The organism is Planctomyces sp. SH-PL14 (assembly GCF_001610835.1).
Taxonomy (GTDB): Bacteria; Planctomycetota; Planctomycetia; order Planctomycetales; family Planctomycetaceae; genus Planctomyces_A.
Map to the genome: position 1 here is coordinate 7,770,050 of NZ_CP011270.1, position 18,325 is coordinate 7,788,374.

The 18,325-nt window shown below is 65.2% G+C and carries 14 protein-coding genes; 8 read left to right on the forward strand and 6 right to left on the reverse strand.

The window, feature by feature from the left end; all coding sequences use genetic code 11:
- Positions 1–151 precede the first annotated feature (151 nt).
- The 4 genes from VT03_RS29930 to VT03_RS29945 form a co-directional block, all read right to left on the reverse strand.
- Positions 152–808 carry a hypothetical protein gene (locus VT03_RS29930; protein WP_075096394.1) on the reverse strand — a complete coding sequence of 219 codons (657 nt, stop codon included), beginning with the start codon at positions 806–808 and terminating at the stop codon, positions 152–154.
- An 84-nt stretch (positions 809–892) separates the two neighbouring features.
- Positions 893–1,522, reverse strand: a complete 630-nt coding sequence (locus tag VT03_RS29935) for a peptidoglycan recognition family protein (RefSeq protein WP_075096395.1) — start codon at positions 1,520–1,522, stop codon at positions 893–895.
- Positions 1,523–1,685: 163 nt separating this feature from the next.
- Positions 1,686–3,689, reverse strand: a complete 2,004-nt coding sequence (locus VT03_RS29940) for a hypothetical protein (protein ID WP_156514847.1) — start codon at positions 3,687–3,689, stop codon at positions 1,686–1,688.
- Positions 3,690–4,093: 404 nt separating this feature from the next.
- Positions 4,094–5,410, reverse strand: a complete 1,317-nt coding sequence (locus VT03_RS29945) for a DUF1501 domain-containing protein (RefSeq protein WP_075096397.1) — start codon at positions 5,408–5,410, stop codon at positions 4,094–4,096.
- Between the two features lie 327 nt (positions 5,411–5,737).
- Here VT03_RS29945 and VT03_RS29950 point away from each other — a divergent pair, with 327 nt between their 5' ends.
- The 3 genes from VT03_RS29950 (at position 5,738) to VT03_RS29965 (ending at position 10,601) form a co-directional block, all read left to right on the forward strand.
- Positions 5,738–8,203, forward strand: coding sequence for a DUF1549 domain-containing protein (locus VT03_RS29950; RefSeq protein ID WP_075097377.1), 2,466 nt, complete (start codon positions 5,738–5,740; stop codon positions 8,201–8,203).
- Positions 8,204–8,319: 116 nt separating this feature from the next.
- Positions 8,320–9,150 carry a hypothetical protein gene (locus VT03_RS29960; RefSeq protein ID WP_156514848.1) on the forward strand — a complete coding sequence of 277 codons (831 nt, stop codon included), beginning with the start codon at positions 8,320–8,322 and terminating at the stop codon, positions 9,148–9,150.
- A 149-nt stretch (positions 9,151–9,299) separates the two neighbouring features.
- Positions 9,300–10,601 carry an L-fuconate dehydratase gene (locus VT03_RS29965; RefSeq protein ID WP_075096400.1) on the forward strand — a complete coding sequence of 434 codons (1,302 nt, stop codon included), beginning with the start codon at positions 9,300–9,302 and terminating at the stop codon, positions 10,599–10,601.
- 37 nt (positions 10,602–10,638) lie between these two features.
- On the opposite strand, the gene VT03_RS29970 is transcribed toward VT03_RS29965, so the two are convergent.
- Both VT03_RS29970 and VT03_RS29975 read right to left on the reverse strand, forming a co-directional pair.
- A complete protein-coding gene (locus tag VT03_RS29970; protein WP_075096401.1) occupies positions 10,639–11,139 on the reverse strand; it encodes a hypothetical protein in 501 nt (166 codons plus the stop codon).
- 192 nt (positions 11,140–11,331) lie between these two features.
- Positions 11,332–13,461: a patatin-like phospholipase family protein gene (locus VT03_RS29975; protein ID WP_075096402.1), complete on the reverse strand. Its 2,130-nt coding sequence runs from the start codon at positions 13,459–13,461 to the stop codon at positions 11,332–11,334.
- Positions 13,462–13,825: 364 nt separating this feature from the next.
- Here VT03_RS29975 and VT03_RS29980 point away from each other — a divergent pair, with 364 nt between their 5' ends.
- The 5 genes from VT03_RS29980 (at position 13,826) to VT03_RS30000 (ending at position 18,253) form a co-directional block, all read left to right on the forward strand.
- Positions 13,826–14,260: a VOC family protein gene (locus tag VT03_RS29980; protein ID WP_075096403.1), complete on the forward strand. Its 435-nt coding sequence runs from the start codon at positions 13,826–13,828 to the stop codon at positions 14,258–14,260.
- A gap of 58 nt (positions 14,261–14,318) precedes the next feature.
- Complete coding sequence (locus VT03_RS29985) at positions 14,319–14,798, forward strand: GNAT family N-acetyltransferase (protein ID WP_075096404.1); 480 nt, start codon at positions 14,319–14,321, stop codon at positions 14,796–14,798.
- Positions 14,799–15,050: 252 nt separating this feature from the next.
- On the forward strand, positions 15,051–15,992 hold the full coding sequence (locus tag VT03_RS29990) for a glycoside hydrolase family 43 protein (protein WP_075096405.1): 942 nt from the start codon (positions 15,051–15,053) through the stop codon (positions 15,990–15,992).
- Complete coding sequence (locus tag VT03_RS29995) at positions 15,989–16,864, forward strand: alpha/beta fold hydrolase (protein ID WP_075096406.1); 876 nt, start codon at positions 15,989–15,991, stop codon at positions 16,862–16,864. Before VT03_RS29990 ends, VT03_RS29995 begins: the two co-directional genes overlap by 4 nt.
- 294 nt (positions 16,865–17,158) lie before the next feature.
- The gene (locus tag VT03_RS30000) at positions 17,159–18,253 is read left to right on the forward strand and encodes an efflux RND transporter periplasmic adaptor subunit (RefSeq protein WP_082846641.1); all 1,095 of its coding nucleotides are present in this window, start codon (positions 17,159–17,161) and stop codon (positions 18,251–18,253) included.
- The last annotated feature ends 72 nt before the right edge of the window (positions 18,254–18,325 follow it).

Below are 18,325 nucleotides of genomic sequence, written 5' to 3' on the forward strand. Positions count from 1 at the left end.
GGTGTCCGCGCTTGGACACCCGCTCCTTCAGTAAGGTCGAGACGAGACGGCCTCCGGCGGGCAAAGGGCCGAAAAAACAACACAGGCCCCTCTGCACTCCCCACCAGGGTGCCCCTGGACCCGGTGATGGGCGTGATGTCGAGGTGGGCTGCTATCGGTAGACGCTGTCGACCGGCGACAGAATCCAGTTCATGAGCTCCCGCGCCGCCGTCTGCCGGGTCGCACACGAGACCGACTCCACCACCAGCCCCGCCTGCCGCTGCACCACTCGTTCGCCCGGTTCGCCCGCCGCCATCTCCACCACCAGCAACCGCCGCTCCATCTCCCGCTCATCCTCACACACCGGCAAATCCATCTCCGGCAGCGGATCAATCGCCACCGCTCCACAGAACCGCTCGGCATCGAGACACGCCAGCGAAACCGCAACCTGAGCCGCCATCCCGCGACCCGCCAGAACAACCCGATCCGGATGAATGCTCAGCTCCGCACTCAACTCCGCAATCGCCGTCCCCACATCGTCGAGCGTTGACCACAGCGCGAGCTCATCGGTCCGCCACGCCGCATTCCCCTCCCCGCCCCGGCCCGACGGAGCCCTGAGAGCCAGAACGATGCAATTCCGCGATGAGGCCGCCGGGAACCACTGCCCTGCCTCAGGACGCTCCGCCGCAGGATCTTCCAGCCAGCAGACGAGCGGATACCGGTAGCGGGGCTCATAGCCCTCCGGGACAAAAACCGCCGTCCCCTCCCCGTGAATCCACGCGGCGGGAGATGTAGTCCGGACCTGCGGCTGCGGAAGCGAACGAGGCATAGCGGTATCCTCCCTGAGTGGTTCGAACCGGGAGGCGAGCGAACGCACTCCCTCGTTTCGAACGGACCATTCCCTTGGACTTCGTTACCGGCTCACCCGGACCGTCGGTGCGGCCGAGACTGCCGGGACCCGCGCCAGTTCCTGGGCGGGAAAATGCTTTCCGGGACAGGCGGTCGCTTTCACGTCGCCATGCTTCAGGACACGGTCAGTGGGGATCCGGAACTCCCCCTTCAGGTAACCGACCAGCCGCCTCGCGGCAGCCAACTGCTTCTCGGTGGGCGGGGCCTGCTCGAAATTCCCGATCAGGCAGATCCCGATTCCCTGCTCGTTGAATGTCGCCTCTCCCGCGTGGGCTCCGGCGGACTGGTCTTTCCAGCGGAAGGTCGGCTCGATCTGGCCGTCCGCCATTCCGTGGCCGTTGCCGATCACGAAGTGATAACCGATCCCCCTCCACGGGTTTCCGCTGGCGTCCCGCCGGGCCCGGTGCTCCGCGTCGATCGATGCGACCGAACCGGACTCCGTGGCCGAGTGGTGGAGCAGCACGTACTTCCAGGGGCCGGCCGCCGTTTCCGGCTGCCATTGCTGGGGAGCCGCCGCGGGGACCGAAATGGTTCGCGAGACCGGCGCGGCGGGAGGCTGGGCCTGTGTGCCGCAACCAACGATCAGGACGAACAGTCCCAGGGCCAGCCGGACTCGCAACTGATAGTGTGCCATGGACCGATTCCAAGGCCGCGGGAGCATGCGGCTCAACCGGAATCTAAGTCCCCCGGCGCAGGGGGTCAATTTCCGTTCGACTTTTCTGAAGAGGTCGCGGGCTCCGGCGGAAAGACCGGTAGCGATTAGTCCGGTCGCAGCGGTCAGGGAATCTGGGCAAGCATCAGGGTGTCGCTGGACCCGGTTTTGGCGTGTCGGCCGCGGCCGATTTCGCGGGGAGCCGCTTGCCAACCCCCTTCAGACTCCATCGTTCACGGGCCACGGGGACCGTGGAGCCGAACTCCGCGATGCGGGCGTCCGTCTGCACGATGCCGAATGGCAACGTTTCGTTCGTCCAGACGTCGCGGATGTACGAGCGGGATCCCCCCGGCGCCGCGGCGTCCGGGACGGCGCAGCTCGAGTAGATCAGGAGCGTCGGGAGGGCATCCTGTTCCAGGGGCGTCTTGACGTACCGGACCGAGGAGACGGCGTAGCTCTTCCCCTGCGGAAGTCCCTGGAAGAAGACTCGGTCTTCTTCGGTCACGTCCCCCGCCAGGACGCTCTCCGCCGCGAGCCCGGACATCAGGGCCTTCGGGTCGACGTACAGAATCTGCGAGACCGGCTCGTCCGCTCCCCGGGCGCGGATCACCTTGATCCCCCGCAGACGGCGTCCCATCGTTTCGAAGGGGCCGGCGTCTTCCAGGCGGAGCACCTGCCGGACGCCGTCCGCCGAGAGGGACTCGAGTTCGGTCCAGTAGTCGGGATCGGGGCCGGCGGTTTCCGGGAGCGTGTAGATCCAGCTCGAAATCGGCCGCGGCAGCGGCGGGCGAAGATCGCTGTAGTCGATCCACTTCCAGCGCTCCATGAGCGAGTAGATCCAGGGGCTCGTCCAAGGACCGTCGGCCGGATACCAGGCGGAAAAGGCGGACAGACCGAAGGCCAAGAGCACCGGCCCGCGCGACCAGCGGGCCTGGCAGAAGAGATCGAGCGCCGGCAGGAGCGCCAGCCCCCAGAAGGGAGTGACCCACAGCATCCACCGCAGCGCCTGGCTCTTGCCGCCGAAGTTGTAGTGCTCCGGCTGGAGCATGTAGAACGCGAAGACGATCACGGAAACGGCCCCGCCGAGACGCATCAGGCCCCGCAGCGGATGATTCCGCAGTCCCCCGGGGAACCACGCCAGGAGGCTGAAGAGGAAGATGGGCGTCAGCGAGAACCAGCCGTGGTGGCCGATCGTGCAGTGGAGCAGGTAGGTCTTCCAGGAGTCGCGGTTCGTGTCGAGACCCTTGGGATTGGTCCAGTAGCTCGGGACTCCCTCGTGGGTGAAGACGTAGAGCTCCTTGCCGTACGACGCATAGAACGGCTTCCAGGAGCCGGTCGCCTGATAGGTCGTCCAGAAGTAGAGGGCCAGTGGCAGCAGCGCGCCGACGATTCCCCAGGTGAGCGTCTTCCGCGGCGAGAGCCTCATGAGCCATAGGAAGAGGAGGCCGGCAAAGGCGGCCGCGGGGAGTTCGTTGCAGACGGTCCAGGCGGCGAAGAGGCCGGCCAGGAAGAACCGCCAGCCATCGCGGCGGCCGTCCAGGAGGATCGGGATCGCGGCGGCGAGGGTGAAGACGACGGCCGCCGCGGCCGGGGTGTGGTTGTTGAAGGTGGTCAGGAACGGCGTCAGGAGCGAGCCGAGGGTACAGGTCAGGACGGTGACGACCGCGGCCAGCGGTGTCTGGGCGAAGCGGAGGGCCCAGCGGACGACGATGACCCAGGAGAGGGCGGCTGGCAGGACGTTAATGAGGAAGAGAAGGGTTCGCGTGACCCATTCGAGGCGGGTGTCGAAGGTCCAGCCGGTGAGGCGGTAGAGGCCGAGATAGAGCTGGGCGGTGATCCAGGAAAGGATGGGGGGCTTTGTGGAGTAGAAGTGGCCGTCTTTTTTGACGATGTCGATCGTGTCCCAGCCGGGGCGCTGGCGGATGTCGTCGATCTGGTAGGTCCCCTGGTGTGCGAGGGAGTAGACGGTGCACCAGCGGGAGCGGTCGTTTGCGCTGCTGAGCGGCATGGCGGTCAGCAGGCGGGCGGAGACGAGGGCCAGCGCGAGGACGACGAGGCTGCGGAGGACGATGGGCGGGACGGACGGGGCCGTGGGTGGAGGAGTGGGGGCCGGGGTGGTTGAAGAAGTTGTTTTGGGGGGGGCGGGCACTCTGTCACCTCGTGGTCAGGTGGGAGTGTTGCGGTTGGGCAAGGGGCGGGCAAGACGCCTCGCAAAAACCGCCGCAAAAACCGGGGTCCAGGGGGTCACCCCTGGTGGGGAGTGCAGAGGGGCAGCGCCCCTTTGCCCGCCGGAGGCCTAGCCGTCGAGCGATGTCTGAAGGAGCGCGTGTCCAAGCGCGGACACCGTGCCGTATGCCCCCTCACCAGCCCGCGGGAATGCAAAGCGAGCGTTGAATCCTCAACGTCGCTTCCCCAAAGGGGGCGTCCGTTGTGTCCCACGTTTCCTCATCGAAGTGCCTCCGGCGGCAAGGGGGCGTGGCCCCCTTGACCCCAGTGGCCGTCGCACGTTGGGATTGAGCTACCAACGTCGTGCCGGCGCGGGCGCGACCGCGATCAGATCCACTCGCGGATCGGTTCCCCTTCAATCAGACGGATTGGACGGCCGTCCGGCGCCTTCGCATGCAGATCGAGCGGCAGACCCAGCTTGTGATAGATCGTCGCCGCAATCGCCGACGTCGTGTACTCATCACGGACCGGCTTCCCACCCTCTTCGTCCGTCGCCCCGATCACCGAGCCGCCCGGAACGCCCGCCCCCGCCATGATCGCAAAGCCCGCGCTCGCCCAGTGGTCTCGCCCGCTCGCCGAGTTGATCGCCGGAGTCCGCCCAAAATCGGTCAGCCAGACGACCAGCGTCGAGTCCAGCATCCCCCGCTCTTCCAGGTCCTCCAGGAGAGCCGGCAGCGCCTGGTCGACCGGCGGGACGCGGTTGTTCTTCAGGCTGTTGAAGTTGTTGCCGTGCGTATCCCACCCGCCGTCGGTGAGGGTCACAAACCGCACCCCCGACTCGATCAGCCGCCGGGCCAGCAGAGCGCTCTGGCCGAACTTCGTCCGGCCGTACCGGTCGCGGAGCTCGGCCTTCTCTTCGTCGATCTGGAAGGCCCGCTTCGTCTCCGGGGCCGTGATCATGTTGAGGGCTGCCTTGTAGTGCTCATCGAGCGCATCGAAGGCTTCCGGCTGCAGCTCCGCGCGGCGCTGCAGGTCGTCGACGGCGGTCAGCATCTTGCGGCGACGGTCGATCCGCTCGGACTTCATGCCGTTCGGCGGAGTGATGTCGCGGACGGCGAACTGGGCCGCGTTCGGATCGGCCAGCATCTCGAACGAATTGTGCTGCAGCCCCAGGATCCCCGCCCCGCCGCCGCCGAACCGCCGGTCGATGGAGCTTCCCAGCTGGACATACGGAGGAAGGGCCGAACGAAACCCCTTCTGCCAGCTGATGACGGAGCCGTACGTGGGATAGTGGACCGAAGGATTGAACCGGCGGCCGGAGAGGGCCCACTGGTCGGCGTGGCCGTGGCTGCCGTTCTCCGGGTTCCAGCTCCGGAGCAGGCCGAAGCGGTGAAGCTCGCGGGCCATGTTCGGGACGATCTCGGCGAACTGCACTCCTGGCACCGCGGTGCTGATCGTGCCGAACTCCCCTTTCACGCTGACCGGGGCGTTGGGCTTGGGATCGAATGTGTCGTGGTGGCTGGTTCCTCCCTGCGTCCAGATCAGGATGCAGTTCGCCCCTTCGGCGGCCGCGGGGGAGTTGGCGAGCGCCTGCCGCCACATCGGAAGCGTGATCCCCAGAGCCGACAGTGCACCGACTTTGAGCAGTCCCCGACGGGTGACGCGTTCGCAGTCACGGAGGGAGCCCGGGCAGAGGTCCAGCATGGCAGGATCCTTCAGGGTGGGAACCGGAGACCCGAAGTGGAGAGGTCGGGAGACCGGCGAAGGGTGACCAACAGGTGGGACGGAGCGCAGGAGCCCCGCAGTGTCGGCCATCGTAGTGGTTCGACCGCAGCCAAATCAACGGATCAGTGGATTTTGACCTATTCGGAACTTGAGGATGGAATAGAACTTGGACGATCGCAATAATCGTTGCCGATGCTCGGACCGTCGATTCCGGGGACCTTCCCGACCGACTGTCAGAACATCCCCGCCTCGCGCCGTCCCGCCTGCCTCGCCTCCGTCCCCTGCCCTCCTTCGCGGAGCTCTGCCATGCCTCGCTGCCTGGCGTGTCTGTTCGCCTTCATTACCCTGTCGCTGTCCGCGGGGGCGGAGCCGACGGCGCTGACGATCATTCCGGAGTCGGTCGAGCTGAAGGGGAATTTTGCGCGGGCGCAGGTTCTGGCCGTTGAGGCCCAGGATGCCGCCGCGGTCAACGAAAAGTCGGCCGACCTGACCGGGGCCGCCAGCTTCCGCTCCTCCGATCCGGCCGTCGTGATGGTGGACTCCTCCGGCCGGCTGACGGCGGTCGGCAACGGTCGGGCCGAAGTCGAGGTCTCGGTGGGGGGGATGGCGAAACGCGTTCCCGTCGCCGTGACGGAGATGGTCGATGCCCCCCGGCCCGGGTTCCGCGAGTTCATCACCCCGGTCCTCAGCAGCGCCGGCTGCAATGCGGGGTCCTGCCACGCCAGCCAGTACGGCAAGGGGGGCTTTGTCCTCTCGGTGATCGGCTTCGATCCCGACCTCGATCATCGCTCGATCGCCCGCGATCGACTGGGACGGCGGATCAACCTCGTCGAGCCGGAGCAGAGCCTGATCCTCCGCAAGCCGACGATGCAGGTCTCCCACGGGGGCGGAGCGCGGCTCAAGAAGGGCTCGGTCGACTATGAGATCCTGGTCGCCTGGATCAAGGCGGGAGCGGCTGCGTCGTCGAACGAGGCGGATGTCGTCGGGATCGAGGTCTTCCCTCGGCAGCGCGTGCTGGCGGTCGATGCGAAACAGCAGCTCCGCGTCGTGGCCAAATACAGCGACGGCCGCGAGCGCGACGTGACCGCCTGGGCTCGTTACGACTCGCTCGATGACGCCGTGGTGTCGGTCAGCCCGGAGGGAGTGGTGACGACCGAGGGACGCGGGCAGGGTTCGATCATGGTCCGGTTCGTCGGCCATGCCCGGATCGCGCTCTTTGTCTCCCCCTTCAACTCGTCGAGCCCGTTTGCCGGTTGGAACTCCCCGAACCTCGTCGACCAGCACGCCGAGCGCAAGTTCCGGGAGCTCGGTCTCGTCCCCTCGGGCGAGTGCGACGACACGACGTTCCTGCGGCGGGCGTTTCTCGATGCGATTGGCGGCGTTCCGTCGGTCGAGGAGACCCAGGCCTTCCTCGCCTCGTCCGATCCGGAGAAGCGTTCGAAGCTCGTCGACCGTCTCCTGGGGCTGACGGGGGATCCGGCGCAGGACCTCTACAACGATCGCTACGCCGCCTACTGGACGCTGAAGTGGTCCGACCTGCTCCGCAACTCGAGTGACGGACAAGCAGTCGCCGAGCAGCGGATGTGGGCCATGCACAACTGGATCAAGGAGAAGTTCCGGACGAACCGGCCGTTCGACGAGTTCGTCCGCGAGCTGATCGTCGCCAAGGGCTCGGTCAATTCGAGCGGACCGGCCAGCTTCTATGAAATCAACCGCTCACCGAACGATCTGGCCGAAGCCTCGGCGCAGCTGTTCCTGGGGACCCGCATCCAGTGCGCGCAGTGCCACCATCATCCCTTCGAGAAATACGGCCAGGAGGACTACTTCGCCTTCGCGGGGTTCTTCTCCAGGGTCGGAACAAAGACCAGCGAGGAGTTCGGGATCTTCGGGCGGGAGCTCGTGGTCACCGTGAAATCGGCCGGCGATGCCCGGCATCCCAAGACCGGCAAGACGCTTGCTCCCAAGGCTCTCGACGGGCCGCTGCTCGATCATCCCCTCGACCGGCGGATCGCCCTGGCGGACTGGCTGACCGCCAAGGAGAACAAGGCGTTCGCCCGCTCGGTCGTGAACCGCTACGTCTCGTACCTCCTCGGCCGGGGACTCGTCGAGCCGGTCGACGACATGCGGGGGACGAATCCGGCTTCGAACCCGGAACTGCTTGACGCCCTGTCCGACGAGTTCATCGCGGGCGGCTACAACCTCAAGCCGCTCATCCGGACGATCATGACCTCGAAGCTCTACCAGCGGGACTCGCAGCCGACGCCGGAGAATGCCGCCGACTCCAAGTTCTTCAGCCACTACCGGGTGAAGCGGATCGCCGCGGAGCCGCTCCTGGACGCGATCGACCAGGTGACGGGATCACCGACGAAGTTCAGGAATCTTCCGAAGGGAACCCGCGCGATAGAGCTCCCGGACGCCGAGTATCCGGACTACTTCCTGAACACGTTCGCCAAGCCGAAGCGGGCCAGCGTCTGCGAGTGCGAGCGGACGCCGGACGAGAGCCTCGGTCAGGCGCTGCACACGCTGAACGGCGACATCCTGGCAAACAAGATTGCCGATGGCGGGGGCTTTATCTCCAAGCTCGTGAAGGAGAAGAAGTCCGACGAAGAGGCGATCGGCGAGGTCTACCTCCGCGCACTTGCCCGCCCCGCGACGAACTCCGAGATCGCGTCCGCCAAGGAACTCCTCGCGGGGACGCCGAACCGGACCGAGTTCTACCAGGACCTGCTCTGGGCGCTGATCAACTCGAAGCAGTTCCTGTTCGTGCACTAGGTCGGTTCTGGGACGGTGTGCTCCCCTCTCGGAGACACGGTCAATAGACATGCCGGCGAAGTGACTCCAATCTCGTTGCAGGCACATCTCCACCGCCTGGCAGCGATTGGGTCGAATTGGGGCTGGAAGTCAAAGAGAGATTCGAAATGGGCCGTTTTCAACAGCTTCTCCTGATCGTAGCTCTGCTCCTGGGAGGTCATTGGAGAAGGGCATCCGCGGACGTCAATTTCATGCCGGGGGACGCTTTTTATACAGGCTTCTGCGATCAAAACGATCTTGAAGCGTGGACCGAACAACGGGAGATCTCTCTGGCGTATATGCAGCCAGAAACCACGGGAAGCTTCAATGGGGTCTGCGGGTTCTCAACCCTGAAAGTCAGGCACTTTACTCCGGAGGTCGCCAACCGGCTCAAGTTGGTCCTGGCCGCCTACGAGGAACGAGTCGCCGCCGCTAAGCAGAGAGGAGAAAACCCATTTGCGTGGTCGATCTTCGAGACGCCGCCCCCTCGGCTCCTTGTGTACAACAAAGATTTTGATGTCGGCCGCCACAGCCTGTTTTTGAAGTACAACGAGTCATGGATGAATCTGGCAAAGCAGTTTCCGCAGGATGCCCATCGGCCACTCAACACGGAATACAGCTCGTTCGTTCCGGACAATGCCGAAGCAATCTTGGAAGATTGGCAGTTGGGCGAAAAGATCCCCGGCTTGAGAGTCGACGTCCCCCAAGACGCGAAGTGGTGGATCAAGTGGAAACCCGTTGAGCCCCCCGTCTCCATTGACATGAAAGACGTCAAGATTGTCATCCCAATGCTCGGCCCCCCCAGCGACTACTACGATCTCGACGAAGGACTCGAGATCTTTGTGCTCACAACAGAGAAACTGGAACATCGACGCGTAACGCTGCAGAAGGAGGAGTTTTTGGGTTGGAAGGTCGAGGTCGTCAAATAGCGTCGCCTGCTCCTTCTTTCGTCGGGAGTTGGAGGCTGATACCGCTCAGGCCGTTTCGATTCTGAGTCGTGACCCGGGCCAGCGATCGCTAGATTTCGCTCCGGAGCAACAAGCTCAGATCTCACGCGTTCCCACCGCAACTGGTTGCGATGCCTACTACGATCACCCGCGTCTCCGTCCATGACCTCCGCTTTCCGACGTCGAAGACCCTCGACGGCTCGGACGCGATGAACCCGGATCCGGACTACTCGGCGGCGTACGTCATCCTCCACACGGATCGGCCCGACGGGCTGGCGGGCCACGGGATGACGTTCACGATCGGCCGCGGCAATGAGCTGTGCTGCCAGGCGATCGAATCGCTCGCGGCGCTCGTCGTCGGGCGGACGCTGGAATCGTTCACCGACAACCTGGGGGCCTTCTGGCGGCACGTCACCGGCGACAGCCAGCTTCGCTGGGTCGGGCCGGAGAAAGGGGTGATCCACCTCGCGACGGCGGCGGTCGTCAACGCGGTGTGGGACCTCTACGCCAAGGTCGAGGGGAAGCCGTTGTGGCGTCTCCTGACGGACATGACGCCGGAGGAGATCGTCCGGGCGATCGACTTCCGCTACATCACCGATGCCCTCCGGCCGGAGGAGGCGGTGGCGATTCTTCAGGAGAAGCGGGCTACGAAGAGCCAGCGGATCGAGGAACTGGAGCGCGACGGGTTCCCGGCCTACACGACGTCCGCGGGCTGGCTCGGCTATGACGACGAGAAGCTGCGGGCGCTTTGTCGAAAATGTCTTGCCGACGGCTGGTCCTGCTTCAAGATCAAAGTGGGCCGCGACCTGGAGGACGACGTCCGTCGCTGCCGGATCATCCGCGAGGAGATCGGCTGGGACCGCCGCCTGATGATGGACGCCAACCAGGTGTGGGACGTCGAGCAGGCGGTCGCCTGGATGGAGAAACTGGCCGAGTTCAAGCCGTGGTTCATCGAGGAGCCGACGAGCCCGGACGACGTCCTGGGACACGCCGCGATTGCCGACGCCGTGGCGCCGATCCTCGTCGCCACGGGGGAGCACTGCGCGAACCGGGTCATGTTCAAGCAGTTCCTCCAGGCGGGGGCGATCGGCGTCTGCCAAATCGACTCGTGCCGGATCGGCGGCGTCAACGAGATCCTGGCGGTGATGCTGATGGCGGCCAAGTTCGGCGTGCCGGTCTGCCCGCATGCCGGCGGCGTCGGGCTGTGCGAGTACGTCCAGCATCTTTCGATGTTCGACTACGTCGCGATCAGTGGTTCGATGGAGGACCGGCTGACGGAGTACGCCGCCCATCTCCACGAGCATTTCCTCGCACCCGTCGTCCTGCGGGACGGCCGGTACATGCCGCCGACGGCGCCGGGCTACAGCATCGAGATGAAGCCGGAGTCGATCGCCGACTACACGTTCCCGACCGGGGCGCGGTGGCGGGGCTGATCGACCACTCCGAGTCCCCCTGGGATGCGTCCCAGGGCTACTCCTCAGCAACGGGCAGCTTTGCGAGGAGGCCGTTCAGGATGTGGCGGACCGAATCGATCGTGTAAGGATCCTCGGCGTCGGGGGGCGACCCCGCTCTCTGGAAGTAGGGACGCTGATCGAAGATCTGCCCCCACTCGACATCGGCGCGGCGGACGAGCTCCTCCAGCAGGTAGGACGATCCGAGGATCTTCCGGCAGTAGCGCCCCAGGACCGCCAGCGGTTGATCGGGGCTCTTCGACAGGAGTTCGCTTTCCCTCACGTCCCGGAGCACGACCACTTCCAGTCCCCGGCCCGGATCGGTGAGGTGGGCCCGCAGCCAGTTCTCGATCTCCGCGCCCGCCTGCTGCAACCGCGTGATCGGCGACTCCCCTTTCATCGCCCCCGGTCCGGCCATGCGGCCGATCGCCTCCGCCAGGCTGAACTTCCGCTCCTTGAGGATCTCCCGCTCCAGCTCGGCATCCGCTTCTGATCGCCGCGGTTTCCGCTCGTCGCTCATGGCTTCTCCGTCTCCGTGACCGGCTCCCCGTTGCCTGCTGTGCTGTCCGCTGCGCCGCCGCGGTTCGGATGGGCATCGCCGGTGCCGACTTCGGAGCGACGCACCAACGTGGATCCCCGAATTCTCCAGCCGTGACGCGGCCCGGCGGACTCGCGAGCGCGCCGGCAGCCGCTTGTCAGAGCCCTCCTGGTCCTATCGATAGTACCACGTCAGCTCATAGGTATAACCCGGTTTCAGCGCCAGCAGCTTGAAGGCGAGGATGGAAAAATCGTCCGCCAGATAGCGGGTGACGACATCGACGTGCTCGACGGCGTCCGGCTTTGTCATCTCGTACCGCATCAGGTGGTAATTGCGGAACTCCCGCCCTTCGGGGAGCAGCAGCCAGCGAGTCAGCTCCGCCGTCTCCGTGTCGACATCGAAGGCCAGCGTGGCCGAGCCGCTTCCTTCCCGCACGAACAGCCCGGGCGAAAGGTGCTCATAAATGATGTCGACCGATTCGCCGCGTGGAACCTGACGGAAGTCCGCCTGCACTTCCCAGTGAACGCGCTTTTCCCCCCTCTCCACTGCGGCCGGCGCTCTCTGTGAATGGAGAGTGGGGGTCAACCGCTGCGGTGGAAAGCGGACCTGCGTCTTCGGGCTGAGCGCCAGCACGCTGGCCCGGAACAGCGGCGGTCCCCCGGGCTCATCCCGCCGGAGCACCTTCAGCCGCCGATAACCATAAAGGTACGACTGCGAATCGGCCGCCTCGTCGGGCTTCCATCGTCGCAGGTCGAGGATGCGGCAATCCTGCAGGATCAGGAATCCCGCATTGTCGGGGCGGGGATTGCCGACCAGTTCCCCGGCGGTCTCGCCGGTCCAGGGGGGGACGGGCCCCTCCATCAGCTGCGTCATCTGCTCCAGATCCTGGGTGTTCTGGGCCAGCGACTCGACGATCTGACTGACCTGGTGCGACCGCTGGTAGACCCGGTACATCACGTAGGGCATGACCGTCAGGAGCGGGACCAGAATCGGGACGTAGATGTAGGAGCTCCAGTCGCGGTAATCCAGCAGGGTGCTCCAGATCCTCCGGATCGCGGAGTGCTGCAGGGACCGGGCCTCCGCCGTGACGGTCCTCATGGCGCCGCTCTCCCCTTCCGGCGGCCGCAACGTGATCGAGGAGGGCGGCGATGTCGCTCCATGCGACTCCGGAAAGGGATCCCACGGCGGGGTGGACGGCAGGTCCGAGCCGAACAGATCGGGGCGAGCCCGGCAGACCTTGCGGCCGACGCAGTAGCCCTGGCGGACCAGGCAGCTGATTTCGAGCGGTGAGAAGCGGTCGAGATCGGTCCGCATTCCCGGCAGCTGCCGCTGGATCTCGGGGTGCGGCGCGGTCGGGTCGTCTTCCGGCTCAACGATGTCGACGACGCGGGCGAAGACGAAGCCCGGCGTGTCCTTGAAGGTTTCCGTCTCCAACTGCCAGACGCGGTCCATCAGGATATCGCTGGCCCGCATGCTCGTCCGGACCATCCCCCCTGTCCGCTGCTGCTGGCTGCGGATCGCGATCGGCTTCCCCACGTCGCTGATCAGGACCCCATCGAGGTGGAAGTCCTCCCCCGCCAGGACCCCTTCGAGATAGTGGAACATGCGGACGCCGAGATTGTCGAAGACCCCGCCGTCGGTGAAGGCCTGCCGGTCGAACTCTCCGTCCGCCGCCCCGACGTCCGCCCCCGTCAGCTCGACAGGCGGGAAGAAGCCCGGAAAGGCGGACGAGGCCGTCACCGCCATGGAGACGGTGGCCAGGCTCGCCCGGATCTGATCGACGCGAATGCTGTGACCCGGTCGCCGCCGCCGCATCATCAGGAGGCCGTCGCGGTGGAACGAGCAGAGACAGCCTTCGCTCAGGTTCGTCGCGAGGATGTGAAGCTGCGGAGAGGCCGGCAGTTCGAACAGGCTTCGATCGCCGAAGAGATGCCTTTCGTAGTGGTCTTCCAGAAGGCCGGTCCGCGTCAGCCTGCGGTTGGAGAGGCCCAGCAGCCGCCGCCCCCAGCGGACGGCGAAACCGAGCGGAAACCGGCGGACGATCCGGTTGCGGACATCGAGCCCGATGAACGTCAGGAGCTCATTCGCAGCCGCTTCGAACTCGCTGTCCGATCCGTTGTACCGGCCCCAGTTCAACGCCAGGTGGGCGGCCAGGATGCTCCCGCCGGAAACGGACGTGATATGGGTCACGTTGGGCAGGATGCCGGCGTCACGCAGGAAGCGGACCAGCCCCAGATGGTAAAGACTCGCCCGGAAGCCGCCGCCGGACAGGGAGAGGCCGATCTTCTTGGTGGGGCGATCCATGGCAGTCCGCAACCCGCGCCGAGCTGAGAAATGGTGACTCGCGACCGGTCGGATCGTGAGAGTCGCCTCGGAGTGTCAGCGGGAGGAAATCGTGCCCGGCTCTGCTTCCCGACGCAGGAGCCACCGCGGTTGAGACGCCGAAGCGAGAACTGACTGCAGTATACCGTTCTTCGATACCGGACGGCGAATTCGTCGGAAACCCGGTCGCAGGGTGGTCGGGCTGAGTGACGGAAGTCGCCACCGGTCGACTCGGCAACCGCCTGCCTTGGTCGCGTGTCTGCGGTCAACACGGTGATTGACGAGCTTTCGACCGGCCGCTTATCGTCAGCCCGATCCGGTTGGAGAGCGCGGGGAAAGGAACGAGATGACGCTGAAGCGGATGGATAACGTCCTGATCGTGGTCGACGATCTCGAAGTCACCAAGGCCTTCTTCCTCGAACTGGGCCTCAGACTGGAGGGGGAGACGACCGTCGAAGGGCCGTTGGTCGGCAAACTGATCGGGCTCGGCGATGTCCGGGCGACCCTCGCGATGCTTCGGACGCCCGATGGGCAGGGGATCGAGCTGGACAAGTTCCACACCCCCGCCCCGGTCCGGTTCGGGCCCGTGGACGCGCCGGTGAACACCCTGGGGCTCCGCCGCATCATGTTCGCCGTTGAGGAGATCGACGCGGTCGTGGCCCGGATGCGGGCCCACGGGGCGGAGCTCATCGGAGAAATGGAGTACGGGGACATGTACCGGCTCGCCTACATCCGCGGGCCTGAGGGGATCATCGTCGCGCTGGCCGAGCAGCGGGGCTGATGCGGGCGCGGTGGGTGCCGCGGATCACCGGTTTCAAACTCGTTGCCAGTTCACCGATATGGATCCACTCGTCATCAGTCGTATCCGCCTGCGTGAGATCGCGGAGGACGATCTGCCGCGGATCTACGAGTTCAATCTCGATCCCGACGCCAATCGCCTCGCGGCGACCCTCCCTCGGAGCGCCGAACGCTTCCAGGCGCATTGGACGAGTGTGCTGGCCGACTCGAACGTGGTGGCGAGAGCGATCGTTGTTGAGGACCGGTTGGCGGGGACCATCTCGTGTTTCCAGAGCGGCGGGCTTCCTTATGTCGGCTATTGGGTGAGCCGGGAGTTCTGGGGACAGGGAGTCGCTTCCCGAGCGCTGGAACTGCTTCTCGGCGAGGTCACGGTCCGTCCGTTGTACGCCCAGGCGGCGACCAGCAATCGGGCGTCGATGCGGGTGCTGGAGAAGTGCGGATTTGTGGTTCGAAGCGTTCGAATCTCCCCTGCGGATGAGCGCTATCTGGAATGTGAAGAGGCCCTGCTCGTTCTCGAGTGAGCATTCCGGTGGGCCGTTGCGATGCCGGTTTCGTTCGGAAATGGCGCCGGGTGAAGGAGCCGCGCAGCGACTCTTCGGCTCTTTCCGCAGTCACATGGGCCGGTTGTGCATGGCAGTTCGATCGCCCCCGAAGCGATCGCGGTTTTGCTGTGCCCGGGGCACAGGACGTGGTCCCGCAGGCGCGGTTTTTGCGACCGGGATGGCCCGAGGGACGCGGAATTCTCCAAGGCCACGTTGTGGAGAGCGCCAACGATGGAACAGACGTTTACGGCCGCCGGCAATCCGATCGTGCGACACGTCTTTACCTCCGATCCGTGCGCGCTGGTGCATGATCGGCGTCTTTACGTCTACACCGGGCGCGACGAGGCGCCGATAGGCCACGACGGATATGTGCTGACGGAGTGGCTCTGTTTTTCGACCCCGGACCTGCTCCATTGGACCGCGCACGGCGTTCCGCTGAGGCCGACCGATTTCGCGTGGGCGACAGGGGATGCCTACGCGTCGAAGGTCGTCGAGCACGGCGGCCGGTTCTACTGGTACGCGCCCGTCACCCACGCGACGATTCCGGGAAAGGCGATCGGCGTCGCGGTCTCGGACCGCCCGACCGGTCCCTTCCGGGACGCGCGGGGTTCGGCCCTGATCACCAACGACATGACCTCGGCGGCGGGCAGCGTCCGCGCCGATGACAAGGACGACATCGATCCCACGGTGCTGATCGACGACGACGGACAGACGCACCTGTTCTGGGGCAATGGCCGCTGCTATCACGCCCGACTGGCGCCGAGCCTGGTCGATCTCGACGGGCCGATCGCCGTTGTCGACTTGCCGGACTTCGCCGAAGGGGCGCACATCCACAAACGCGACGGGTGGTATTACCTTGCCTATGGGTACCAGAACCCGGAGAAGGTGGGCTACGCCATGAGCCGCGACGTCGACGGCCCCTGGGAGTTCCAGGGGGTGCTGAACGACGTTGTCGAGAACTGTGAGACAAACCGCGCCGCCATCGTCGACTTCCGGGGAAAGTCGTACTTCCTCTACCACAACGGCGCGCTGCCCACCGGGGGGAACCACCGCCGTTCGATCTGCATGGACGAACTGCACTACAACCCGGACGGCACTCTCCGCCGCGTCGTCATGACGGCCGCGGGCGTGGCGGCCGTGGCAGCGGCGGATGAGCGAGGAGGGCCGCCATGAACCTGGCGACCCGCCGCCGACTTCGCCTGTCCGGCGGAACGGAGCTCTCCTTCCTCACGGCAGGAGATCCCTCCGGCCCCGCCGTTCTGCTCCTGCACGGATCTCCGAGCTCCTCGCGGATGTTTCGAGAGGTCATTCCCGAACTGTCGCGGATCGCCCATGTGATCGCGCCCGACCTGCCAGGCTTCGGCGAGTCCGACGTGCTCCCCTCCCCGTCCTTTCCCGCCTTCGGCGAGGCGGTCTCGGAACTGCTGGACCGGCTTTCGATCGGACCGCGATACCTCTATCTGCATGACTACGGGGCCCCGGTCGGCTTCGACATCGCGTTGCGGGAGCCCGAGCGCGTTCTGGGCCTCATCATCCAGAACGCCAACGCCCATCGAACCGGGCTCGGTCCGCAATGGGATGCGACGCAGACGCCGTACTGGTCCCACCCGACGCCGGAAAACGAGGCGGCCGCCACCGCCCACCTCACTTTCGAGGGGACGCGCGGGACCTACACATCCGGTTGTCCGGCGGACGTCGCCGCGCGGATTCCGCCCGAAAGCTGGGAGGAGGACTGGCGGGTGATGAACCTGCCGGGGCGGATGGAGACGCAGCGGGCGCTGATCCGGGACTATGGGAACTACGTCGCCCGGTTCGACGCCATCGCGGACTACCTCGCGCGGCGGCAGCCGCCGGCCCTGATGGTCTGGGGCCGCCACGACCCGTTCTTCGAACTCGACGAGGTCCTGTCCTGGATGAAATCGCTGCCGAGGATGGAGGCCCATGTCCTCGATGCGGGGCACAAGCTTCTCGAGGCACACGCGGCGGCGGCCGCCGCGCTGATGCTCGACTTCATTCGACGTAACCAACGCGAGCGTAAAGGATAGGAAACCGTGAGCCACGCCCGTGCCCGCCGACTCGCCGTGGCTCAGAGCCTCGAAAACACTCGTCTCGCACGGGCCGAAAACAGGCTATATTTCCTTCATCAGGCCCGCTTTGCCGGAGTCCGACAGGACCTGCAGGATGTAAGAAGGGATTCGGTGGATGAAGGTTACAACTTCTTCAGTCCTTCAAAGCGCACGTTTACCCGACCTCAAGGCGCGAATATTGTTGCCCGACGTCGTTGAAGAGTCGGTCGGCTGCCACGCGATCTCTTCGGCCCACTCCATAGTGAGAATCCTTTGAAAGCTTCCGCGTTTCTGGCCGGTTTCACCGGACTGTTGTTTGTGTCCTTCTCCGGGTGTAACAAGCACCACGAAGAACACCATGAGGAAGCTCACCGGGTCGTGGCGACTACCCCCGTGGCCAAGGACGTCACGATCACTCAGCAGTATGTCTGCCAGATTCACTCTCAGCGTCACATTGAGCTGAGGGCCCTGGAAGGGGGATATCTCGAACAGGTGACCGTCAAGGAAGGGCAGGCGATCAAGGCCGGGGAGTCGGTCTTCACGGTCCTGCCGATCCTCTACAAGACCAAGTACGACGCCGAGAAGGCCGAGGCGGATCTGGCTCAGTTGGAATACAACAACACCGAGCGGCTGGCGAACGACAAGGTCGTCTCCCAGAACGAGCTGGCACTCATCAAGGCCAAGCTGAACAAAGCTCTCGCCAAGGCGGAGCAGGCGAAGGCCGAGCTGAACTTCGCGAACGTCAAGGCCCCGTTCGACGGGATCATCGACCGCATCCACCACCAGCAGGGGAGCCTGGTCGAAGACGGGGACGTCCTGACGACGCTGTCGGACAACAGCGTGATGTGGGTCTACTTCAACGTCCCCGAGTCCCGCTACCTGGAGTACAAGGAAAAGCTGGCGAAGCACCAGGACGAACTGCAGGTCGAGCTTGTTCTGGCCAACGGCAACAAGTTCCAGCAGATCGGCAAGATCGGAGCGATCGAGGCCGACTTCAACAACGAGACGGGCAACATCGCCTTCCGGGCCGACTTCCCCAATCCGGACCGGCTGCTGCGGCATGGCCAGACCGGCACCGTGCTGATCAAGCGGGTCATCCCGAACGCTGTTGTGATCCCGCAGCGGGCCACGTTCGAGATCCTCGACAAGCGGTACGTCTACGTCGTCGACAACGAGAACGTGGCGCACCAGCGAGAGATCTCCATTCAGAACGAGCTGGATGATATCTTTGTGATCAAGGGGGGCCTGGCGGTCGACGACACGATCGTTCTGGAGGGGGTCCGTCAGATCCGTGACAGCGACAAAGTGGAGTTCGAGGCGAAGGAGCCAGCCGAAGTCATGGCCTCGCTCAAGAACGAGGCCGAGTAGTTTCGACCGTCCGGTCTCTTCGCTTGTTGCTGCCCGCACCTCAGGTCCTTATCGGACCTGAGGACTGCACCC